At 74.7% G+C, this 20,397-nt stretch carries 23 protein-coding genes; 11 read left to right on the forward strand and 12 right to left on the reverse strand.

Annotated features, from left to right (window positions below; all coding sequences use genetic code 11):
* Positions 1–72: 72 nt before the first annotated feature.
* Together OHA34_RS08995 and OHA34_RS09000 are read left to right on the forward strand one after the other, a co-directional pair.
* Complete coding sequence (locus OHA34_RS08995; protein ID WP_329521317.1) at positions 73–1,158, forward strand: hypothetical protein; 1,086 nt, start codon at positions 73–75, stop codon at positions 1,156–1,158.
* A gap of 14 nt (positions 1,159–1,172) precedes the next feature.
* On the forward strand, positions 1,173–1,781 hold the full coding sequence (locus OHA34_RS09000) for a hypothetical protein (protein ID WP_329521318.1): 609 nt from the start codon (positions 1,173–1,175) through the stop codon (positions 1,779–1,781).
* A 20-nt stretch (positions 1,782–1,801) separates the two neighbouring features.
* Here OHA34_RS09000 and OHA34_RS09005 read toward each other — a convergent pair whose 3' ends face one another.
* A complete protein-coding gene (locus OHA34_RS09005; RefSeq protein ID WP_285940630.1) occupies positions 1,802–2,233 on the reverse strand; it encodes a PPOX class F420-dependent oxidoreductase in 432 nt (143 codons plus the stop codon).
* A gap of 93 nt (positions 2,234–2,326) precedes the next feature.
* Positions 2,327–3,028 (reverse strand): hypothetical protein, encoded by a 702-nt coding sequence (locus tag OHA34_RS09010; RefSeq protein WP_329521319.1) that lies wholly within the window; start codon positions 3,026–3,028, stop codon positions 2,327–2,329.
* 308 nt (positions 3,029–3,336) lie between these two features.
* On the opposite strand from OHA34_RS09010, the gene OHA34_RS09015 reads away from it, so the two are divergent.
* On the forward strand, positions 3,337–4,059 hold the full coding sequence (locus OHA34_RS09015) for a hypothetical protein (RefSeq protein ID WP_329521320.1): 723 nt from the start codon (positions 3,337–3,339) through the stop codon (positions 4,057–4,059).
* A 15-nt stretch (positions 4,060–4,074) separates the two neighbouring features.
* Here OHA34_RS09015 and OHA34_RS09020 read toward each other — a convergent pair whose 3' ends face one another.
* Both OHA34_RS09020 and OHA34_RS09025 read right to left on the reverse strand, forming a co-directional pair.
* Positions 4,075–4,902: an ABC transporter permease gene (locus tag OHA34_RS09020; protein ID WP_329521321.1), complete on the reverse strand. Its 828-nt coding sequence runs from the start codon at positions 4,900–4,902 to the stop codon at positions 4,075–4,077.
* Positions 4,899–5,885: an ATP-binding cassette domain-containing protein gene (locus OHA34_RS09025; protein ID WP_285940634.1), complete on the reverse strand. Its 987-nt coding sequence runs from the start codon at positions 5,883–5,885 to the stop codon at positions 4,899–4,901. Before OHA34_RS09025 ends, OHA34_RS09020 begins: the two co-directional genes overlap by 4 nt.
* 111 nt (positions 5,886–5,996) lie before the next feature.
* Here OHA34_RS09025 and OHA34_RS09030 point away from each other — a divergent pair, with 111 nt between their 5' ends.
* The gene (locus OHA34_RS09030) at positions 5,997–6,767 is read left to right on the forward strand and encodes a TetR/AcrR family transcriptional regulator (protein WP_285940635.1); all 771 of its coding nucleotides are present in this window, start codon (positions 5,997–5,999) and stop codon (positions 6,765–6,767) included.
* Between the two features lie 76 nt (positions 6,768–6,843).
* Here the strand turns inward: OHA34_RS09030 and hrpB are convergent, their stop codons facing one another.
* Positions 6,844–9,453, reverse strand: a complete 2,610-nt coding sequence (gene hrpB / locus OHA34_RS09035; RefSeq protein WP_329521322.1) for an ATP-dependent helicase HrpB — start codon at positions 9,451–9,453, stop codon at positions 6,844–6,846.
* A gap of 504 nt (positions 9,454–9,957) precedes the next feature.
* Between hrpB and OHA34_RS09040 the strand changes: the two genes are divergently transcribed.
* The gene (locus tag OHA34_RS09040) at positions 9,958–10,539 is read left to right on the forward strand and encodes an NERD domain-containing protein (protein ID WP_285940637.1); all 582 of its coding nucleotides are present in this window, start codon (positions 9,958–9,960) and stop codon (positions 10,537–10,539) included.
* A 140-nt stretch (positions 10,540–10,679) separates the two neighbouring features.
* Here the strand turns inward: OHA34_RS09040 and OHA34_RS09045 are convergent, their stop codons facing one another.
* From OHA34_RS09045 to OHA34_RS09070, 6 genes are all read right to left on the reverse strand, one after another.
* Positions 10,680–11,183 carry a hypothetical protein gene (locus OHA34_RS09045; RefSeq protein ID WP_443029629.1) on the reverse strand — a complete coding sequence of 168 codons (504 nt, stop codon included), beginning with the start codon at positions 11,181–11,183 and terminating at the stop codon, positions 10,680–10,682.
* 108 nt (positions 11,184–11,291) lie between these two features.
* Positions 11,292–11,621, reverse strand: a complete 330-nt coding sequence (locus OHA34_RS09050) for a tyrosine-type recombinase/integrase (RefSeq protein ID WP_329521323.1) — start codon at positions 11,619–11,621, stop codon at positions 11,292–11,294.
* A gap of 116 nt (positions 11,622–11,737) precedes the next feature.
* Positions 11,738–12,148 (reverse strand): hypothetical protein, encoded by a 411-nt coding sequence (locus OHA34_RS09055; RefSeq protein ID WP_329521324.1) that lies wholly within the window; start codon positions 12,146–12,148, stop codon positions 11,738–11,740.
* Positions 12,145–12,957 carry a hypothetical protein gene (locus OHA34_RS09060; RefSeq protein WP_329521325.1) on the reverse strand — a complete coding sequence of 271 codons (813 nt, stop codon included), beginning with the start codon at positions 12,955–12,957 and terminating at the stop codon, positions 12,145–12,147. The genes OHA34_RS09055 and OHA34_RS09060 overlap by 4 nt, the downstream gene beginning before the upstream one ends.
* A gap of 17 nt (positions 12,958–12,974) precedes the next feature.
* Positions 12,975–13,271 carry a hypothetical protein gene (locus OHA34_RS09065; protein WP_329521326.1) on the reverse strand — a complete coding sequence of 99 codons (297 nt, stop codon included), beginning with the start codon at positions 13,269–13,271 and terminating at the stop codon, positions 12,975–12,977.
* A 96-nt stretch (positions 13,272–13,367) separates the two neighbouring features.
* Complete coding sequence (locus OHA34_RS09070; protein WP_329521327.1) at positions 13,368–13,730, reverse strand: hypothetical protein; 363 nt, start codon at positions 13,728–13,730, stop codon at positions 13,368–13,370.
* A 63-nt stretch (positions 13,731–13,793) separates the two neighbouring features.
* On the opposite strand from OHA34_RS09070, the gene OHA34_RS09075 reads away from it, so the two are divergent.
* Positions 13,794–14,504, forward strand: a complete 711-nt coding sequence (locus OHA34_RS09075; protein ID WP_285940642.1) for a histidine phosphatase family protein — start codon at positions 13,794–13,796, stop codon at positions 14,502–14,504.
* 28 nt (positions 14,505–14,532) lie between these two features.
* Here OHA34_RS09075 and OHA34_RS09080 read toward each other — a convergent pair whose 3' ends face one another.
* On the reverse strand, positions 14,533–15,891 hold the full coding sequence (locus tag OHA34_RS09080) for a helix-turn-helix domain-containing protein (protein WP_329521328.1): 1,359 nt from the start codon (positions 15,889–15,891) through the stop codon (positions 14,533–14,535).
* A 293-nt stretch (positions 15,892–16,184) separates the two neighbouring features.
* Between OHA34_RS09080 and OHA34_RS09085 the strand changes: the two genes are divergently transcribed.
* The 5 genes from OHA34_RS09085 to OHA34_RS09105 all read left to right on the forward strand — a co-directional run bounded on the left by OHA34_RS09085 (position 16,185) and on the right by OHA34_RS09105 (position 20,290).
* The gene (locus tag OHA34_RS09085) at positions 16,185–16,358 is read left to right on the forward strand and encodes a hypothetical protein (protein ID WP_329521329.1); all 174 of its coding nucleotides are present in this window, start codon (positions 16,185–16,187) and stop codon (positions 16,356–16,358) included.
* A 109-nt stretch (positions 16,359–16,467) separates the two neighbouring features.
* A complete protein-coding gene (locus tag OHA34_RS09090) occupies positions 16,468–17,112 on the forward strand; it encodes a hypothetical protein (RefSeq protein WP_285940645.1) in 645 nt (214 codons plus the stop codon).
* Positions 17,113–17,141: 29 nt separating this feature from the next.
* Complete coding sequence (locus OHA34_RS09095; protein WP_329521330.1) at positions 17,142–17,948, forward strand: SDR family NAD(P)-dependent oxidoreductase; 807 nt, start codon at positions 17,142–17,144, stop codon at positions 17,946–17,948.
* Positions 17,929–18,987, forward strand: coding sequence for a threonine aldolase family protein (locus tag OHA34_RS09100; RefSeq protein ID WP_285940647.1), 1,059 nt, complete (start codon positions 17,929–17,931; stop codon positions 18,985–18,987). Before OHA34_RS09095 ends, OHA34_RS09100 begins: the two co-directional genes overlap by 20 nt.
* A 106-nt stretch (positions 18,988–19,093) precedes the next feature.
* Positions 19,094–20,290, forward strand: coding sequence for a thiolase C-terminal domain-containing protein (locus OHA34_RS09105; protein ID WP_329521331.1), 1,197 nt, complete (start codon positions 19,094–19,096; stop codon positions 20,288–20,290).
* Positions 20,291–20,397: the final 107 nt, after the last annotated feature.

Below are 20,397 nucleotides of genomic sequence, written 5' to 3' on the forward strand. Positions count from 1 at the left end.
GCTCATGGCGTTCCGCCCGATACGTGCATCTAAAGACATGACGAGGCCGGCGAGACACCAGGGAGGTGGCCGATGCCTCTGCCCAATGACGAGGAACGACCCGACGAGGAGACCCGCGAGACCCTCGACAGCGCGCCCAAGCCCCAGGAGCAGGGGAAGGACCGCACCGAGGTCCCCTCTCCCGAGGCCGGTCCGGCCGGCCGGGCCGGCGAGGGCGCCCCCTGCGCCGACGGGACCGGCGGCGCGGACGGCGCGGACGGGGAGGATCCGGCACTGGTCGGGCCCGGTGCCGCCGGCGACGCCGACGCCCCCGGCTCCGCCGTTCCGATGAGCGACGCCGACGTGCTGCGGATGGAACGGAGGCTGGAGACCGCCGACCTCGTCGGCCACGGGCCCGTCCTCCCCCGCTACACCGGCGGCGGGGCGGTCGACGAGAACGCCCGGCGCCGGGCCGACGGGGATCTGCTGGAGGCGCTGCGCGCGAGCGGATTCTCCGGCCCCGTCCGCGCCCTGTTCGAGGCGGAGTTCTGCGGCTACGGCCGGGCGATCCTGATGATGCTCATGCGGACCGGCGAGATCATCCCCAGGTGCGCGGCGATGCCCCCGCACCGCCCCCGGCCGCTACCGGTCACCGACACCCCCGCCTGGACCGACGACGACATGCAGGGTCTGGCGGACGAGACGGTCGCCCGCGCGATGCGCGTCTTCATCGAGCGGACGCTCCAGCAGGGGGAATGGGACCCTGACGGCGGAGCGTCGCTGAAGACCTTCTTCGTAGGCTGCTGCATCCTGCAATTCCCCAACGTCTTCTCCGTCTGGCACCGGCAGCGCGGCAAGTGGGAGGACAACGAGCGGCTGGACCGGACCGGCGCCGTCGACACCGGCGCCGTGGAGATCCGGGTCGATTCCAGCGGCGCGGGTGCGGACGGCTGGAGCGACCTGACCGCCGCCGCCGCCCTCGACTCGGTGCTGGCCGGCCAGTGGCTCCAGAGCCTGCGGCCGAAGGAGCGGATCGTCATGGAGCTGCTGCTGAACGACCACACGCAGGTTCAGATCGCCGCGTTCCTCGACATGCCGCTCACCACCGTGCGCGGCGTCGTGGAGCGCGTGCGCCGGCGCGCCCGCGAGGACGGCGGCGGGCGGTGGAGGGGGGAATGATGGGCGAGCGGCAATTGACGAGACTGTTCCAGCAGCGGCTCGACCGGCTCAGCGGCCTCTGCCGGTCCCTGGACCTGGGCGTCGACGCCGGCACCCTGGGCCGGCTGGCCAGGGAGACGGCGGTGTCCGGCGGGACGGCCTCGCGGAACACCTCCGGCGGGGCCGCGGCGCTCCCCGGCATCGTGCGCGTCGTCGCCATGCCCGAAGAGCACACGCCGGCGCAGATCCGCACCGGGGTGGACGCCTGGGTGCGCGCGGCGGTCGACGCCGGACTCGCTCGGCCCGGCGAGCACAAGGCGCTGGCCGAGATCGTGGTCGCCGAGCTGCTGATCGAGCGTTCGTCGCTGGGCGGGCCGGGCGCGCGGACGGCGCGGCGGAGCCCGCCGGGCCTGCTCTCGGAGACCGCCCCGTCCGGCGGCCGGGCGGTCCGCGCGCCGTCGCCCGCGGAGCCGGCCCTGCTCCCGTACGGGCCCGCCGCGACCGGTCGGGTGCTGCCCGGTCCCGCTCATCCGGCGGCCGAGGTGGCGCGGGACGCCGATCCCGCCTGCCTGCGGGTGGCGAGGACGAACACCATCGGAGAGCCGGGCCGCCCCCCGGTCCCGCCCGACCAGCCGCCGCCCTGAGCCACTGCCCGGCCCTCGGCTCAGGAAGCGGGTGGCTGGCCGTAGAGGCGGTCGACGCTGAGGCTGATGATGACGCGGCGGTCGGCGACCATCGCGCGCCGGTAGTCGTCCCAGTCGGGGTGCTCGCCGCGAATGTCGCGGTAGAGGGCGATCAGGTCCTCCACCTCGACGCCGTCCGGGGCCGTGGCGGGCGCCGACAGCTCGGCGGCGCCCTCGGCGACGGCCCACGCCCAGCCGTCGGGGCTGCCGACGTGCAGGCTGGCACGCGGGTCGCGGCGCAGGTTGCGGGCCTTGGCCCGGTCGTCGGTGATCGAGACCCGGACCAGCCGCCGGCCCTCGTCGTAGTGGTAGTTGATGGTGGAGAGCTGAGGGCGGCCGTCCCGTTTGAGGGTGGCCAGGACCCCGATGTCCCGCTCGCTGATCAGCTTCACCAGTGCCGCGTCGTCTGCCATCGTCCGCCTCCCGGGGATCGTGTCGTGTACCAGTGCACAACCGCGCCGCGGCCGGACGGCTTCCCGGCGGCGCGGCGGGCGCCGCCGCCGGGGTCAGCCGGCCGACGACTCGGGCGCCGACCCGACCAGCCTGGGGAAGGCGAGCACGGTCCCGGGCCGGGCGGGGCGGTCGTCCGGCCCGTCGCGCTCCCCCCAGCCGTCGACACCGCCGTCCCGGGCGCGGCCGGTGAAGATGTGGCCGCGGAAGGTGGTGCCCTTCGCCTTGACCCTGATCGGCTCGAACTCCGTGGGCGGCAGCGAGCAGAACCCGGTCTGCACGACGTCCTCGTAGAGCGAGTCCGACACCACGTACGCGAGGTCGCGGTCCCGGCCGTCGTTGAGCAGCCGGCGCAGCGGCGCCGAGTCGAGCAGCCGCTGCACCACGATCGGCGCGTCGCCGGCCGGGCCGAAGGGGCCCGCGGTGAGTGTGCCGTGGTGCAGGGCCAGCCGCACCCGCAGCGGCGGGCCCGCCTCCCCGTCACCGTTGATCTCGCGCAGCCGCGCCGCGAGCTCGATGGCGAAGTCCCCGGCCACCGGCGCCGGGTCGACGCCCACGGGCAGGGTGGCCAGCTCGCCGTCGCCGCCGACCTGCTTGTCCCAGAGGGCCCGGTCGAGGCCGACGCCCCGGGCCGCGCGGTCGAGTGCGTCCGAAAGGTACTGCTGGGCGAGCAGCTGCTCGCGGGTGTCCCGCTTGCTGTACGCCTGGATGTCCACCGCCAGCAGCAGGCGGTAGGCCAGGTATCCGTTTCCCTTCACGCCAGATCGCCCCTTGGTCCTCCGAGCAAGCAAGGGCCCGCTGCCCTCATTCGCTCCACAGTGGAGAGAGTGTTGCCAGGTGGAGGACCACCGTGGTGCCCGGGTGCGCGCCTCCTCTGCGTCGTGTGATGCGGATGAACGAGAAGTTGGACGCCCCCCACATCCCGCATGCACTCAAAAGTAAGGGACTCATGGCAAACAAGTAAGGGATTTTCTCCGCGGACCGGACATCGACGGCCGTCCCGGCAGCGGTCGGCCCCCGCCACCCCGGGGCCGCGGGGACCCCCGGGGGTGCATAGCCTGGAGGGGTGAGCGCTCCCCGATCCGACCGACAGCCCCGGCTGATGCTGCCCGGCCTGCGCCAGGTGTACGAGGCGTACGTGCGGGAGGCCGACATTCTCCCCTCGCTGCCCGGCGCGCTCCAGGCGGAGGTGTGGACGTCGGCGCGGCTCGGCATGCTGGAGGCCGCCGCCCCGCACGCCGAGGGCCGCCGCACCGCGCTCGGCGACCTGGTCACCTGCCTGCGCGCGGCCGGGACACCGGGGGCGCGGGTGTTCCTGCGGGTGCTGGCCGCGATCGGCCCCGCCGAGGTCCGCAGAGTGGCGGGCCAGGCGGCCGGTTCGCTCGGCGACGTTCCCGAGCCCCCCTGGGCCGGCGCGGCCGGACGGGTCGTCCCCGGCCAGGTGTGGCTGATCCAGGAGGGCCCGCTCGACGGCGACCGGCTGGTCTGCGAGTTCCGGTACGAGGGCGCGGGCACCGCCGGGCTGCACGCCCTGGCGGTGCGCCTGTCCTACCAGGACGTGCCCAGCGAGGTCGTGGTCGTCGGCGACGTGCCCGCGCTGATGGCCGCCGCACGGCAGGCGATGCAGGCCGAGCTGTGCGTCGTCCAGCCCTACGACCCGGCGACCGTGGGGGCCAGGCTCAGGGCGGCCCTGGACGGCCCCGGCCCCCTTCCCGAGGAGTGCTACCCGGCGCTGGCGCTGGCCCGCCACCGCGCCGCCGCGCTGCCCGGTCCGCCGTCCGGCGCCTGACCCTCCCGCCGCCGGTCAGCGGCTCAGGCGGCGGTGGCGGCGCACCGCGAGCGGGAAGAAGACCGCCGTGATCAGCAGTGGCCACGCGACGGCCAGGGCGACACTGTGCCCGGACGCCCAGGAGCCGCCGCCCGCCCCGGCGCCGCCGAACAGCTCCCGGCACGCGGTGACGGTCGCCGACAACGGGTTCCATTCGGCCGCCGTGCCCAGCCAGCCCGGCATGGTGCTGGGCGCGACCATGGCGCTGGACAGGAAACCGACCGGCCACACCAGGATCTGGACGGCCACCAGCGATTCGGGGCCGTTGGCGACCAGCCCGAGGTACACCCCGACCCACAGCAACGCGAACCGCAGCAGGAGCAGCAGCCCCAGCCCGGCCAGCGCCCCGCCGGGGCCGTCGTGCCAGCGCCACCCGATCAGCAGGCCGCATCCGGTCATCACGGTCAGGGCCGCGGCCGAGTGGATCAGGTCGGCCGCGCCGCGTCCGACGACGATCGCCGACGAGGCCATCGGCATCGCGCGGAACCGGTCGGTGACGCCCTTGGCCGCGTCGGTGGCGACCGCCGCGAACGTGGTCTCCAGGCCGAAGAGCATCGTCATCGCGAACATGCCGGGCATGATGAACTCGCGGTAGCTCCCGCCGCCCGGCACCGTCATCTGGCCGCCGAACAGGTAGCCCATCATCAGCACGAGCACCACCGGGAAGAGCAGCCCGACGGCGACCTCGCCGGGGCGGCGGGCCCAGTGCGCGAGGGCGCGGGCGGTCAGCGTGCGGCCGTCCGCGGCGGCCCGGCGGAGCCGGCCGGGGAGCGTGCCCGGCGGTTCGGGAACGGAGACGGTCATGCCGGCACCTCCGCCGTCCCGGCCGCGGCGGGTTCGCCCGGTCCCGCTCCGGTGAGCCGGAGGAACACCTCGTCCAGGGTGGGGCGGCGCAGGCCGATGTCGGCGACGGCGATGCCCGCCTCGTCCAGGGCCCGCACGGCCTCGGTCAGCGCGCCGACCCGGTCGGTCACCGGCGCGCCGGCGCTCAGGGCGTCGCGGTCGACGGCGGCGTGCACCCCGGCGGCCCGCGCGACGATCGCGGCGGCCTCGTCCAGCCGGGCGGCGTCGCGCACGACGACGTCGACGCGGTCGCCGCCGGCCCGCGACTTGAGCGCCTCCGGGGTCCCGGTCGCGATGACCCGCCCGTGGTCGATCACCGAGATCCCCTCGGCCAGCCGGTCGGCCTCCTCCAGGTACTGCGTGGTGAGCAGCACGGTGGTGCCGCCGCGGGCCAGCGCGCGGACCTCGTCCCAGACCTCGGCCCGGCTGCGCGGGTCCAGTCCGGTGGTGGGCTCGTCCAGGAACAGCACCGGCGGCGCGAGGATCATGCTCGCGGCCAGGTCGAGCCGGCGCCGCATACCGCCGGAGTACTTCCCGGCGGGCGTGCCCCCGGTGCCGGTGAGCCGGAACCGGTCGAGCAGCCCGTCCGCCCGCAGCCGGGCCGCGCGGGCGTCCAGGCCGTAGAGCCGGCCGAACATCACCAGGTTCTGCCGCCCGCTGAGCACCTCGTCCACGGCGGCGTTCTGCCCGACCAGGCCGATCCGGGCCCGGACCCGCGCGGCCTCGCGCGCCACGTCGTGCCCGGCGACCTCCGCGCGCCCGCCGTCGGGGCGGACGAGCGTGGTCAGGATCCGGACGACGGTGGTCTTGCCCGCACCGTTCGGGCCGAGCAGGCCGTGCACGGTCCCGGCGGGCACCTCGAGGTCGATCCCGGCGAGGGCCTCGGTGCCGCCGTAGCGTTTGCGCAGCCCCTCGGCGACGATCGCGGACGGTGGTACGCGCATCACAGCCACCTCTTATTCTGTACGTCGTACGGAGTAATCCCGGAGACTATAGCGTACGCCGTACAAAGTTTAATCCGGTGCGGGCTCCCCGATCTCTGCGAGGATGGGCCGGTGACCATCGAGTACAGCGGCGGTGGCGACCCCCGGCGCAGCCTGGAGCTGCTGTGGGGCGTCCAGGGGCGGCCGAAGCGGGGCCCCAAGCCCAAGCTGACCGCCGAGGAGATCGTCCGGGCCGCGATCGGCATCGCCGACGCCGAGGGGCTGGGCGCGCTGTCGATGCGCCGCATCGCCGAGGACCTCGGGGTGTCGCCCATGTCGATCTACACCTACGTGCCGGGCAAGGCCGAGCTCCTCGACGTCATGCTGGACCGCGCGTTCGGCGAGCTCGTCCCGCCCGCCGGGGAGCACGGCGCGTGGCGGGCCCGCCTGGAGCACATCGCCCGGGAGAACTGGCGGCTGTTCCACCGGCACCCCTGGCTGCTGCACGTCGCGATAGGCCGCCCCCCGATCGGCCCGCACCTGCTCGACAAGTACGAGTACGAACTGGGCGCGGTGGAGGGCCTCGGCCTCACCGACCTGGAGATGGACTCGGTGGTCGCGCTGGTCACCGGATTCGCCGAGAGCTCCGCCCGCGCCGCGGTCGACGCCGCGCTGGCCGAGCGGCGCACCGGCACGACCGACGCGGAGTGGTGGGAGGCCACCGCGCCCATCCTGGACGAGTTCGTCGACTCCGGGCGCTACCCCCTCGGCACCCGCGTCGGGACGGCCGCCGGGCAGGAGCACCAGTCCGCCGTCGCCCCCGAGCACGCCTTCGAGTTCGGCCTCCAGCGCGTCCTGGACGGCATCGCGACCCTGATCGACTCGCGCGCGCCCGCGTCCTGAACGGCGCGCGCCGCGGCGGACGGTTCAGCGGCGCGGGTGAGGCGGAGTTCAGCGGCGCGGGACCGGGCGGCGAGGATCAGCGGCGCGGGTTGAGGCGGCGGGTGGGGGCCGCCCCCGCCGGGTCCTCGGGCCACGGGTGCCGGGGGTAGCGGCCGCGCAGTTCGGCGCGCACCGCCTTGTAGCCCTCGCGCCAGAACGAGGCGAGGTCGGCGGTGACGGCGGCGGGACGTCCGGCCGGCGACAGCAGGTGCACCACCAGCGGCACCCGCCCGCCCGCGAGCCGGGGCGCGGCGTCCCAGCCGAACAGCTCCTGGAGCTTGACCGCCAGCACCGGCCGCTCGCCGGAGTAGTCGACGCGGACCCGCGAGCCGGACGGCACCTCGACGCGCTCGGGGGCCATCTCGTCCAGCCTGGCCGCGCACTCCCAGGGGAGCAGGCCGCGCAGCGCGGCGACGACGTCGACGCGCCGGAGGTCGGACCTGCGGCGCGCGCGTGCCGCGTCCAGCCAGTCCGGGACGCGCTCCAGCAGCGCGTCCTCGTCCACAGCGGGCCACGGGTCGCCGAGCGCCCCGTGGCAGAAGGCGAGGCGTGCGCGCAGCGCGACGGCCGCCAGGGTCCAGTTCAGCAGGCCGAGCCCCTCGGCGCGCAGTCCGTCCAGCAGCGCCTCCCGCACGAGGCCGGGCGAGGGATCGCGCAGCGGCCCGGCGGACAGCTCGATCGCGCCGAGCCGTTCGACCCGCCGGGCCGCCACGTCGCCGTCGCGCCAGGCGACCTCGTCACCCGCCGACAACAGCGGCGCGGCGGCGAACCTGGCCACGTCCTCGTCGATGACCACCGCCTGCCGGATCCGCGCCGACGCGGCCCCCGCCGGACGGTCCGCCGACGCGATGGCCAGCCATTCGGGACGGGCGGCGGCCAGCGCCGATCCGGCCGCCAGGTCCGCGCCGGTACCGGACGCCATGAGGTGGCCGCTGCCCTCGCGCGCCCGCGCGACCCGCTCGGGGAACGCGAGCGCCACCACGGTCCCGGCCACCGTGTCGTCCTGCCCCCGGGGCCCGGCGGACGGCGCGCCGGCCGGGAGCGCCTTGTCGAGGCGGCGGGCCTCGTCGCGCCAGCGGGCGGCGTGCGCGTCGGCGGGCGGGCCGTCGCGGCGCAGCCTGCGCCACGCCGCCGTCAGGTCGTCGCCCGCCCCGCGCGGCGGGGGCTCCGACAGCAGCGCGACGACCTGCGCCGCCGCGCGGCGGCCGACCCGGCGGGACCCGTCGAGCAGCGCGCGGGCCAGCCGGGGATGCACCCCGACGCCCGCCAGCAGCCGGCCGCGGCCGGTCACCCGGCCCTCGCCGGTCACCGCGCCGAGCGCGTGCAGCGTCGCCCGCGCGGCCTCCATCGCGGCCGGGGGCGGCGGGTCGGGCAGGGCCAGGCCGGCCGCGCCGGGGTCGCCCCAGCAGGCCGCCCGCAACGCGAAGCCGGTCAGGTCGGCGAGCTCGATCTCGGGACGCGGGCGGGCCGGCAGCCGGTGGTGCTCGGCCTCGCTCCAGCAGCGGTACACGGTGCCGGGCGCCTCGCGTCCCGCCCGGCCGGCGCGCTGCTCGGCGGCGGCCCTGGACGCCCGCACGGTGGTCAGCGCGCCCAGCCCGCGGGCGTGGTCGGTGCGCGGTTCGCGGGCCAGCCCGGAATCGACGACGACCCGCACGCCGGGGACGGTGAGGCTGGACTCGGCGACCGAGGTCGCGAGCACGACGCGGCGCCGCTCCCCCGGCGCGAGCACCGCGTCCTGCACCGACGGCGGCGCCTGCCCGTGCACCTGGAGGAGCTCGGCCGGGACGCCGCCGAGGAGCCCGGCGACGCGGGCGATCTCGCCGACGCCGGGCAGGAAGCACAGCACGTCGCCGCCGCGTTCGGCGAGGGCCCGGCGCACGGTGGCCGCGACGTGCGCCAGGACGGCCGGGTCGACGCGCATCCCGTGGGGCGGGGGCGGCGGGCGGTCGGGGGGCGCCCAGACGACTTCCACCGGATGCAGCGCCGCCTCGGTCTCGACGACCGGCGCGGCCCTGTGCCCGTCCCCGTCCCCGAGGAGGCGGGCCCAGGGGCCGGTGTCGGCAGTGGCCGAGGCCGCGACCAGGCGCAGGTCGGGCCGCAGGGTCGCGCGGACGTCGAGCAGGAAGGCCAGCGCGGTGTCGGCGTCCAGGTGCCGCTCGTGGCACTCGTCGAGGATGACCGTGCCGACCCCGGCCAGCTCCGGGTCGTCCTGGAGGCGCTGGAGGACGACGCCGGTGGTGACCACCTCGATGAGCGCCCCCGGACGGTGCTCGCCGCGGACGGTGATCCCGACCCGGCCGCCGACCCGTTCGCCGAGGAGCCAGGCCATCCGGCGAGCGGCGGCACGGGCGGCCAGCCTCCGGGGTTCCAGGACGAGCACCTTCCCGGCGGGCTCGCGCGCCGGTCCCGGTGCCGGACCCCGCTCCGGCCCCCCGGCCGCGCCTCCGGGACCGTCCAGGCCGGGGACCAGTCCGGCCAGGGCGAGCGGGACGAGGGTGGTCTTGCCCGTGCCCGGCGGCGCCGCCAGCACGGCCGCGCCCCGTCCGGCCAAAGCGGTGTGCAGAGCGGGGAGGGCGTGGCGCACGGGCAGCCCGGCCGCCTCGCGCAGGCGCGGCGAGGGCGCGGCCTCAGGGCTGGTGGGGTGCATCGGTCCAGTGTGACGGGCCCCGGCGGCGGCGCCCGCCCGGGGCCCGCGACCGCACCGAGTGATCGCCCGTGTGAGAAATGCCACAATGATCACTCATGACCCTTGCGGCGATAGTTGCACCGCGCATTTCGCCATTACTTGTAGAACGTTCTAAAGCGCTGGCCAAGAGGACGCGCGAGATTTCCTCCCAGTCAGCTCTATAGCAATACCCCTTCCACTTCCGGTTGCTCTGCGGTTCGACTTCCGTCACCCGATGACGTGGTCTGGAAATACCCACGCCACCGCCATAATCTGGTTATCACCGCAGGTGCACGGAGGTTAACGATGATCGGTAGCTCCATCTATCTCAGAGACCGTGCGGCCTTCACGGGTGGGACGCCACAGGCCGTATACGAAGAACTGTGGCAGCGCGGACGCAAGGGAAGATTGCGGACGCGAGCAATTCTGGCGGCAGTGACGCTCATCTTGTGCGGAACCCTCATCAACGCAGTTTTCGGCGTTGTGATGGCCGTTCTGGTTGCGGGGGCCGATACCTACTTCCATTGGCGCGGCTATAACGCAGCCAGCGTCTGGCGGCGCGGGCTGCGCGGCGAGGACCGGATGAACCGGCTGCTGCGACACACCCTGGAGCGGCGCGGTCACCGAGTGCTGCACGCCCGGATCGTCCCGGGACACGGGCCCGCCGACGAGCTGCTGATCGGGCCGGGCGGCGTGTGGCTGATCCACAACGAGGCGTGGCATCCGGACGCGGAGATCTCCCGGCACGGCGGCAAGGTCTTCATCGACGGCCGCACCCAGTCCAAGCTGGTCGCCGGGCTGACCGCCACCGCCGAGACCGCCGGGCGGCTGATCTCCGAGCGCGGCGGGGTGCCGGTGAAGGTCGTCCCGGTGCTGGCGGTGCACGGCGGCCGGCAGGTCAAGCCGCCGTTCGTCGCGGACGGCATCGCGTTCGCGCCGCCGTGGCGGCTGCTGCGCTGGATCCGCCGCAACCCGTCCGCCGACCTGTCCGCCGAGGACGTGGAGACGGTCGCCCGCGCCGCCGTGCACGCGCTGCCCATCGGCGGCCGGACGATGACCTCCTCATGATCCCCGCCGCACGCCCGTCGCGGGCCGTTCGCGAGGGCCGGCCCGCGGCCGGCGGCCAGGCCATGGCCGGCGGCCGGGCCGCCCGCGAGGAGCGCGCCGAGCGTCCGCGCCGGACCGCGGACCGGCCGGCGCCCGCGTGGTCAGGCGCCCGCGCCCGCGCCGCCCTTCCCGAGCCCACCGCCCGTACGAGCCCCGCCGCTCGTACGGGCGGTGTACCAAAGCCAGAACAGGCCCACCAGCGGCAGCACCAGCGGTACGAACCCGTATCCGCGCCCGAAGCCGGACCAGACGGTCTCGTCGGGGAACGCCGCGGCGTCGGCCAGGCTCAGCGTGCCGATGACCAGTACACCGGCCAGCTCCACCGAGCACGCGGCGACTGCGACCCGGCGCGACGCCCGGCCGCCGAGGGCCAGTGCCACCGTGGCCAGCACGTAGACGGCCGCGGCCAGGGCCGATAGCGAGTAGGCGAGCGGCGCGTCGGAGAGGCGGGTGGCGATCTGCACCCCGGCGCGCGCCCCGGCGGCCAGCGCGAAGACCGCATAGACGGCGACCAGCAGCCGCCCGGGGCCAGTACCGGTGCCCCCGGGACCGGGGCCGGGGTCGCCTGGGACGGGGCCGGTGTCCGGGCGCGCGGGCTCAGACACCGGTTCCGGTCCAGATCTGGTTCATCCTGTACTCCCATGCTCTCTACCTGCCTCACCAGCAACGACGCGAACAGATACCAAGATCGGGGCACATCGCGGGCACACGCCTCACGATTCATCCCGCAGAAACTTGTCGATGGCCTGTCGTCCACGCGCCGCCGCTGACGGCATCAGGTGACCGTACACCTTGAGTGTGAACCCGGGATCGTCGTGCCCCAGCCACTCGGCGAGAGTGCGGATGTCGACCCCCGACGCCAGGCACGCAGAGGCGAACGTGCGCCGGAGCACGTGGAACCCGTTCACCGATGTGGCCGGAGCGCCCGCGGCGGCCCGCACCTCGGTCCAGAGGATTTCGTACCGCTGCCGGTAGTAGGGCTGCCGGTTCTCCCTCTGGAACAGCAGCCGGACCGTGTGAGGTTCTCCGGCCGGGCTCCCCACGAGAAGGGTGATTGTGGCGGGCGGCGCGGCGGGCGCCGGTCTCCGACCGGCATGCGAACGCCTCTGCTCTCCCGTTCTGGGAGTTGCGGGGGCGTTTTCGTGGTGCTAGATCGGGTTCACTGCATGCTGGGGGCACGGCCGAGAAGTGCCGCGGCCTCGACGATGTCCTGTCGGGGGAAGGTGACCGACACCCATGGACGGCCGCGCGCCTCCTCCGCGTGCAGCACCCAGCCCTGGTAGTCGCTGAGTGGCTGGAGCACCTCCAGTAGCCGGGGTCCGTCCTCCATGCGGACCTTTAGCCAGGCCCGGCCCATCCGATCGGCCGCATGGCTCTCGCGCTCCTGGGGCGGTACTCGCGTCCCGCCGCCAAGGATCGCCTCTCCGAGGTCCTGACAGGCCAGGAGGGTCTCGAAGCCGTGCCGCCAGAGTTGGGTGAGGAGGGGGATCATCTCCAGGTCGATCTCCACCCGTTCGCCGCCCGGCGTCGTCATGGTCTGGGTGGGGTGGGTCTGCGTCCAGTCGGTCATGAGGGGCGCCCGGTGCGGTGCTCGGCCCAGCGGCGGGTGAGGTCTGCGTGCAGGGTCACCCATGCCTCTGGGGCCAGGCGGGCGGCGTGCTGTGCCCAGCGTGCGGCGAACGCTTGGGAGAACAGGTCGATGTGCGCGGGGTCGGCCGCGGTCCAGGAGGTGAACTGGGAGATCCAGTCTGCGGCCCCGGCGGGGGTGTGGCCGGCCTTGAGCAGCCAGGGCGTCAGCACGCCCAGTTCGACCCAGGCGGCGCCGCGGGCGGCGAACGCCCAGTCCACCACGCGGGCCTGCCCGTCTGGGGTGATGAGCAGGTTGTCGCTGTTCAGGTCGGTGTGCAGCAGGGCGTTCCCGGCCATCGGGGTCACGTCCTCGGCGACCGGCGCCCAGCGGCGCTCGACCCGCATCCGCACCTCGTCCGGGCACGGGGTGGTCTGCAACGACTGGAGGGTCTTGGCGAGGATCTCCAGGTCGGGTGAGCCGGGGGTGAAGTCGGCGTGCCGGCCGTCCACGTGCTCGAACCCGAGTGCGAGCCACCCCCCGGCCTCGGCCTGCCACAGAAGCCGGGGGGCGAACTCGGTCACGTGCGGGTTGATGGCGGCCTCGTTGCGCAGCGACCAGACTTCGGCGCCGTCCTGATCGCCCAGCTTTCGTGCGGCCTTGATGAAGGTCCGCGCGGTCGCGGTGTGCAGGGTCACGGCGATCTCGGCGTGGTTGCCGGCGGGTGCCGGATCGATCCCGGTCACCTCGCCGGTGTGCGCCTGGACGGCGTCCCTGACCTCGGTGGGCAGGTCGGTCCACGTGCTGCGCATGGGTCGCCTTTCTCAGGTCAGACGCACGGTTGCGGAGGGCAGCAGCTTTCGCCGGTGTCCCAGAATTCCATGTCGACCGGGTAGCCGGTCGCGTGCAGCGCCGGGATGGTGCGGGCCATCGCGGCCCCCGAGCTGATGTCCTCGATCATGATGGGGACGTGGTGCAGGAACCGCCCGGCGATACGGTCGCAGAACTCCGCGTACTCGATGGTGTGCTCGATGAAGGCGTGCCATCCTGGGTCGACCGAGATGTCCGGCACGATCCGGATGGCGGGGTTGTCGGTGACGGCCTTGAGGCCCGATGATCGGGGCACATCCAGGGCACACGACCCCAGGATTCACCAGGGGGTAGCGGGGGAATGAGGGGGTGTCTGTGCTGCTCAGCGACCACCCCGCCGATTTCGCCGCAGCTAGGCCGCGGTCCCCGTCCAGATCTGGTTCATCCTGACGATCATCACGGCGACGGCGAGGCCTACGACCACGATCACGGCGGGCCCCCAGCGCGAGCGCTCCAGTGCCCCCCAGCCCGCCCCGGCGACGGGGATCAGCAGGGCGCCGAGCAGGTAGCCGGGGAAGGTGGCGCCGCCGGGCCCGGCACCGTCGGCGACCTTCACGAAGCCGAGCACCGCCTGCACGACGAGCAGGATCTCCAGGGCGCCGAGCGTGATCAGCTCGCCCCAGCCCATCGGACGGTCCCGCAGCGCGGCGACCAGGGCGTAGGCGGCGGTGAGCAGCGACACCACGATGATCACGGTGGCCAGGGCGTTCGTCACGGGAACACAGAGTACTACCGGTTGTAGAACAAGGGTGCCCCGGCGGCGTGGGAGCATGTCCGCGTGAATGCGCTCCAGTGGCTCAACCTGACCAGGCACGGTGAGAGCACCGGCAACATCGCGTACCGGACGGTGCTCGGCACCGACGCCGAGGAGACCGGGATATCCGAGCGCGACGCCGACGTCCCCCTGTCCGAGGCGGGCCGCAGGCAGGCTGAGTCGCTGGGCCGCTGGCTGGCCGCGCTCCCCGAGGACGAGCGGCCGACGACGGTGCTGGCCTCCCCGTTCGTGCGGACGCTGGACACCGCGCGGATCGCGCTGGCGCAGGCGCCGGACACGGCGTCCGGGCTGGAGATCCGCGTGGACGAGCGGCTCCGCGACCGCGACCAGGGGATGCTGGAGGGCCTGACCCCGACCGGCGTGCGGCGGCGCTTCCCCAGTGAGGCCGAGCGGCTGGCCCGCCTCGGCAAGTTCTACTACCGGCCGCCCGGCGGCGAATCCTGGGCGGACCTGGCGCTGCGGCTGCGCAGCCTCTACCGCGACGTGGCGTCCGACTCGACCGGCGGACGGGTGCTGGTGGTGACGCACGACGCGATCGTGGTCGTGACCCGTTACCTGGTGGAGGGGCTGTCCGAACGCGAGGTCCTCGAGATCGAGGGCGAGCCCGTCGCCAACTGCTCGGTCAGCCGGTGGCGCAACGACGGCCCGCGCCTCGGCCCGGTCTCCTACAACGACTGCACGCATCTCCTCGGTGCCGGCGCGGCGGCCGTCTGAGTGACCGCGGGCGCCACCGGACGCGGCATCAGGCGCCGTCGGCCTCTAGGAGGCGGGCGCTGCGCGAGGCGACCGCGGCCAGCCGCGGATCGCCGGCGGGTAGGACCGACCTGAGCCGTTCCAGCACCTCCAGGTCGGACCGGCCGGGGTCGGTCTGGGCGTAGGCCCACAGCGAGCCCGGCCCGCCGAGGTCGAGCACGTGCCCGCGGACGCCGACCGCGAGCTCGTCGCGTTCGGCACGGATGGCGGGCGCGTCGGAACGCGGCAGCAGCTCGCCCCGGTACAGGCGGACCGCCGAGGACACGTCACCCTCGTCCAGCAGCCGGCGCACGGTGAGGAAGTCGGCGTCGACCAGCGTGCACGCCAGCCGGTAGGGCTTGGCCTGCACCAGGCCGGCGAGCTGGCCGCGCAGCCGGTGGATCTCGGCGCGCACCGTGACGGGGCTGCCGTCCTCACCGTAGAGGTGCCAGGAGAGCCGGTCGGCGTTCAGCCCCTGCGGATGGAGCGCCAGCAGCGCGAGGATCTCGGCGTGCCGCAGCGTCAGCGGAACCTGCCGCCCGTCCAGGCGCGCGCTCGGCTGGTCGGTGCCGAGCAGCGAGAGGGTGAGCGGTCGCCGGTCCGCGCCGGACGGCGGGACGGGCCCGGCGCCGCGGCGGCCCGCGCCGCACGTCCGCGCCGTCCGCCCGGCGGGGTTCGCCCGGTCGTCGGGGACGCCCGGCGGGCGCAGCAGGAACACCTCGCCGAGGGGTTCGGCGAGCGCGGGCCGCCCGTCCGGGAGCTCGATCTGCGCGCCCGGGAAAGGGACGGGCAGACGGCGGCCGGTCCACCCCGCGGGCTCGGCGGCCAGGACCCGACCGGTGGCGGTGACCAGCACGGCGGGCTCGCCGCGCAGCGCCCGCAGGTGGGGCAGGAACCGTTCCCTGAGCCGGTCGTCGCGCCGCCGCATCGCCAGCTCGAGCCGGGCCTCGGCGAGCCGGGCCGTGGCGCTGACCAGCGCGGCCACCGCGGGGTGCGGTGCCCCGGCGCCGCCGGCTTCGACGCGGCCGATCACCCGTCCGGTGTCGGGGTCGGTGATCGGGACGCCGGACGCGCCGCCGGCGCGGCGCGGCCCGGGCGGGCGGCCGGGCGGCAGCACGCGGCCCGCGGCGTCGGTGAGCACCATCAGGTGCGCGGCGTCGCCCGCGATCTCGCGCAGTAGGCCGCGCAGCACCGGCGGGTACGGGTCGGGCTGCTGGACGGGCCGGACGCCGCCCGGCCCCGCCCCGCTACCGAGCGACGTGCCGCAGCCGGATCCGGACGCGGCCTCCAGCAGGTCGCCCAGCCCCGGTACGGGGCCGCCGGGCGGACGGAGCGCGTGGAGCGCCGATGACGCCGGATCCTGCACCATCACCTGTTCCCCCGCCCCGGATGAAGAAGCTTCGGATCGATTTGAGGATCGGCCTCAACCCATTACGGCGCAACCGCTTCCCAGGAACCGGTCACCCTGTGAGCCGACACACAGAGTAGTCGCTCGGTCGCAACGTGTTTGCAACCTCGGGGCGCCTAGCGTGCGGGGACACCGCCGGGAGCCGGTCCGGTCGCCCGAGGGGGACCCGCCTCCCCAAGCGCTTCCGGGGGGAGGCGCCGGGGGGCGCACGGGCCGGTACCCCGTCATGCCCGGCGGTCAGGGAAGGAATCACCATGTTGTGCCTGACCTGCCGGCGCGTGCGCCCGGCGGAGAACCGGACCGACTACACCAACGCACGCGCGCGGCTCATCGTGCTGCACGGGCTGTGCGTGTGCACCTACCCCGCCCTGCCCGGCGCGGGCGGCGGGAGGATCGCCCGGCACCGGCCCGCGATCATGCCCCGGTGACGCCGCCGTACACCGGATCGACACCATCGGTCCATGTCCCGTTTCGACCTGATTCGCCTACAGTTCAAGGGGAATCCCCGCGTCAGGATCCCCAGGTACGAGGAGCATCATGGCCGTGTTCTCGGGTCCCGTCCGCCGCGCCACCGCCCAGGCGGAGCGCCGTTTGCGCGAGGGGCTCGGCCTCCTCCGCAGACTGGGCCGGGACCTGGAACGCACCGCGCGCCCCGAGCGGCCGGTGCCCGCGCACGAGGCGCGCATCCGGCGGCTGGAGGAGGTCCTGGCGGTCCAGGACGCCGGCCTGGTGGCGCTGCGCGCCGAGCTCGACTCGCTGGTCGCCCAGCTCAACGACCGGGTGCTCCCCCGCATCGACGAGCGGATGGACGACACCGAGCGCGACCTCGCCACCGTCGCCACCGCCCTGATCCGGACGGGCGAGGACACCGCGGCCGGCCGCACCCGCCTCGAGACGCTCGAAGGGCGCGTCTCGGATCTGCGGGAGAGGCTGGCGCGGGTGGAGCGGCGAGCCGGGCTGTGGCGCGACCTCCAGGCCACCATGGCCCGGCTCGGCGACGACGTCGACGCACTGCGGCCCCGGGTCGGCCCGCGCGTCCCCGACCCGGCTCCGAAGCCGGCGCCGAGGCCCGCCGTGAAGCAGGCGCCCAAGCCCGTGTCCAAGCCGATGTCCGACCACACCGCCGAGCACGTCGCCGGGCACGCGGGCGAACGGGTCGGCGGCCCGGAGGCCCGCACCTGAGCATCCGCCCCGTCCGCGACAATGAGGGCATGGTCCTGACTGAGCCTTCGAACCCCCGGTCCCCCGTCCCGTCCGCCGGGCGGGTGGTCGTGGTGGCCGGCGCGAGCAGCGCCGCCGGGCAGGCGGTGGCGCGGTGCCTGGCCGCGGGCGGGACGCGCGTCGTCGCCGCCGCGCGCACGCCCCGCGAATGGCACGACCCGCTGATCGTCCCGGCCGCCGTCGACCTGCTCGACGCCGGCGCGACGCGTGCCTGGGCGGACGGCGTCGTCGCCGAGCACGGCCGGGTGGACGGGCTGGTCCACCTCGTCGGCGGCTGGCGCGGCGGCGCGTCATTCGGCGACACCGACCTGGCCGACTGGGCGTTCCTGCACGACCAGCTGATCCGCACGCTGCAACACACCACGCTCGCGTTCCACGACGCGTTGCGGGAGGCGCCGCGCGGCCGGTTCGCGATCGTGTCGCAGCACGCCGCGCAGCGGCCGAGCCAGAACGCCGCCGCGTACGCGACCGCGAAGGCGGCGGCCGAGGCGTGGACGCTGGCACTGGCCGACTCCTTCGCCACGCGCGCCGCGGGCACGGGCCCCGCCGACACAGGCCCCGCCGACACAGGCCCGGCCGACACGGACACCGGCGCCACCGACACCGGCGACACGGGCGCCGCCGCCACCATCCTGGTCGTGCAGGCGCTGCTCACCGACGCGATGCGCGCGGAGAAGCCCGGCGCCCCCTTCACCGGCCTCACCCACGTCGACGACCTCGCGCAGGTCGTCGCGGGCCTGTGGGACAAGCCCGCCCGCGAACTGAACGGAGTCCGCCTTGACCTCTCCCGGCCCTGATCCCGCCGCCCGCGCCCGCGGGTTCGCCAGCGACAACCAGGCCGGCGTGCACCCCGAGATCCTCGCCGCGCTCACCGCGGCCAACGCGGGCCACCAGCCCGCCTACGGCGGCGACACGTCCACCGCGCGGCTGCGCGAGGTCGTGCGCGGGCACTTCGGCGAGCGCGCCGAGGTGTTCCCGGTGTTCAACGGGACCGGCGCCAACGTGGTGTCGCTCCAGGCGATGTCGGAGCGCTGGAGCGCGGTCGTCTGCCCCGAGTCGGCACACATCAACACCGACGAGTGCGGCGCGGCCGAGAAGGTCGCCGGGCTGAAGCTGATCCCGGTGCCCGCGCCCGACGGGAAGCTGACGCCGGAGCTGATCGACCGCCACGCGCGCGGCTTCGGCAACCTACAGCGCGCCCAGCCGGCCGTCGTGTCGATCACCCAGAGCACCGAGGTCGGCACCGTCTACACCGCCGCCGAGATCGCGGCCGTCGCGGCGTGCGCGCACGAGCGCGGCATGCTCGTGCACATGGACGGGGCGCGGGTGGCCAACGCCGCCGCCGCGCTCGACCTGCCGCTGCGCGCGTTCACCACCGACGCCGGCGTGGACGTGCTGTCGTTCGGCGGTACCAAGAACGGGCTGCTGCTCGGCGAGGCGATCGTCGTGCTGAACCCGGATGCCGTCCGCGGCCTGGCGTACCTGCGCAAGGCGGGCATGCAGCTCGCGTCCAAGATGCGGTACGTGTCGGCGCAGCTCGTCGCGCTCCTCGAAGGCGACCTGTGGCTGCGCAACGCGCGGCACTCCAACGCGATGGCGCGGCGGCTGGCCGGCGCGGCGGGCCGGGTCCCCGGCGTCGAGATCCGGCGTCCCGTCGAGGCCAACGCGGTGTTCGCGGTCCTCCCGGCGGACGCGGCCGAGCGGCTGCGCAAGCGGTTCGCGTTCTACACCTGGGACGAGCGCACCGGCGAGGTCCGCTGGGTGTGCTCGTTCGACACCACCGAGGACGACGTCGACGCGTTCGCCGCCGCCATCGCCGAGGAGCTGTCCGGCTGACCCGCCGCCGGGGAGGGCGCCCCGGTGGCACGTACCCAAGCGAGCGCTCAGTTGGCTCGCGGGCTATCGTGGTGCCGAACTCGATTCGGTACAGGAGGCGAACCGGATGGCCAACCGCACCTTCGTCGTCGGCGTGGGCATGACCAAGTTCGAGAAGCCGGGCTCCCGCGACTGGGAGTACCCGGACATGGCCAAGGAGGCCGTCGGCAAGGCGCTGGAGGACGCGGGCGTCGCCTACGACCGGATCGAGCAGGCGTACGCGGGCTCGATGTACGGCGCGATGGGCCAGCGCGCCCTCTACGAGACCGGCATGACCGGCATCCCGGTGATGACCGTCGCGAACGCCTGCGCGACCGGGTCCAGCGCGCTGTTCCTGGCCAGGCAGGCGATCCGCGGCGGGCTGGCCGACTGCGTGCTCGCGCTCGGCATGGAGAAGATGCAGAAGGGGTCGCTCGGCGCGGGCGTCGGCAAGTCGAAGGTGACCATCGTCGACCACCACCTCAACTCGATGGTGGAGGGCCGCCCCTGGGAGATGGACAAGGCGCCGATGCCGCAGATGTTCGGCAACGCGGGCCGCGAGCACATGGAGCGGTACGGCTCGACGCCCGACCACTTCGCGTGGATCGGGTGGAAGAACCACAAGCACTCGGTGCACAACCCGTACGCGCAGTTCCAGGACGAGTACAGCCTGGACAACGTGAAGAACGCCACGATGATCTTCGACCCGCTGACCAAGCTCCAGTGCTCCCCCACCTCCGACGGCGCCGCCGCCGCGGTCGTGGTGAGCGAGCGGTTCGTCGAGGAGCAGGGCCTGTGGGACCAGGCCGTCGAGATCGCCGGGCACCACATCGCCACCGACACCCCCGACAGCTTCGCCGACCACTCCTCCATCCAGGTGGTCGGGTTCGGCTGCTCGCAGCGCGCCGCCCGCAAGGCGATGGACGAGGCCGGGGTGGGCATCGACGACGTCGACGTGATCGAGCTGCACGACTGCTTCAGCGCCAACGAGCTCATCACCTACGAGGCGCTCGGCATGGCCGAGATCGGCGAGGCCCACAAGCTCGTCGACGACGAGGCCACCACCTACGGGGGCCGGTGGGTCGTCAACCCGTCCGGCGGGCTGATCTCCAAGGGCCACCCGCTCGGCGCCACCGGCATCGCCCAGTGCGCCGAGCTGACCTGGCAGCTGCGCGGGACGGCCGGCGGGCGGCAGGTCGAGAACGCCGGCGTCGCCCTCCAGCACAACATCGGCCTCGGCAGCGCCTGCGCCGTCGCGGTCTACACCAGGCCCGGCCGCCGCTGAGCGCGGCCGGCTGAGCCCGCCGCCGTCGCCTCCGGGCGGACGGGCGACGGCGGCGGACGGGCGACGGCAGCGGGCGGACGGCCTGACGTAAGACAAATCTTGACTCG

It is taken from the genome of Spirillospora sp. NBC_01491, from assembly GCF_036227065.1.
GTDB classification, from domain to species: domain Bacteria; phylum Actinomycetota; class Actinomycetes; order Streptosporangiales; family Streptosporangiaceae; genus Spirillospora; species Spirillospora xylanilytica.

What these genes read in the sequence shown, in the direction of transcription:
- OHA34_RS09090 (WP_285940645.1), top strand. Translation starts at nt 16,468, where the DNA reads ATGGCCGTGTTCTCGGGTCCCGTCCGCCGCGCCACCGCCCAGGCGGAG.
- OHA34_RS09020 (WP_329521321.1), bottom strand. Translation starts at nt 4,902, where the DNA reads ATGACCGTCTCCGTTCCCGAACCGCCGGGCACGCTCCCCGGCCGGCTC.
- OHA34_RS09005 (WP_285940630.1), bottom strand. Translation starts at nt 2,233, where the DNA reads ATGGCAGACGACGCGGCACTGGTGAAGCTGATCAGCGAGCGGGACATC.
- OHA34_RS08995 (WP_329521317.1), top strand. Translation starts at nt 73, where the DNA reads ATGCCTCTGCCCAATGACGAGGAACGACCCGACGAGGAGACCCGCGAG.
- OHA34_RS09025 (WP_285940634.1), bottom strand. Translation starts at nt 5,885, where the DNA reads ATGCGCGTACCACCGTCCGCGATCGTCGCCGAGGGGCTGCGCAAACGC.
- OHA34_RS09055 (WP_329521324.1), bottom strand. Translation starts at nt 12,148, where the DNA reads ATGACCGACTGGACGCAGACCCACCCCACCCAGACCATGACGACGCCG.
- OHA34_RS09105 (WP_329521331.1), top strand. Translation starts at nt 19,094, where the DNA reads ATGGCCAACCGCACCTTCGTCGTCGGCGTGGGCATGACCAAGTTCGAG.
- hrpB (WP_329521322.1), bottom strand. Translation starts at nt 9,453, where the DNA reads ATGCACCCCACCAGCCCTGAGGCCGCGCCCTCGCCGCGCCTGCGCGAG.
- OHA34_RS09085 (WP_329521329.1), top strand. Translation starts at nt 16,185, where the DNA reads ATGTTGTGCCTGACCTGCCGGCGCGTGCGCCCGGCGGAGAACCGGACC.
- OHA34_RS09095 (WP_329521330.1), top strand. Translation starts at nt 17,142, where the DNA reads ATGGTCCTGACTGAGCCTTCGAACCCCCGGTCCCCCGTCCCGTCCGCC.
- OHA34_RS09060 (WP_329521325.1), bottom strand. Translation starts at nt 12,957, where the DNA reads ATGCGCAGCACGTGGACCGACCTGCCCACCGAGGTCAGGGACGCCGTC.
- OHA34_RS09040 (WP_285940637.1), top strand. Translation starts at nt 9,958, where the DNA reads ATGGCCGTTCTGGTTGCGGGGGCCGATACCTACTTCCATTGGCGCGGC.
- OHA34_RS09080 (WP_329521328.1), bottom strand. Translation starts at nt 15,891, where the DNA reads ATGGTGCAGGATCCGGCGTCATCGGCGCTCCACGCGCTCCGTCCGCCC.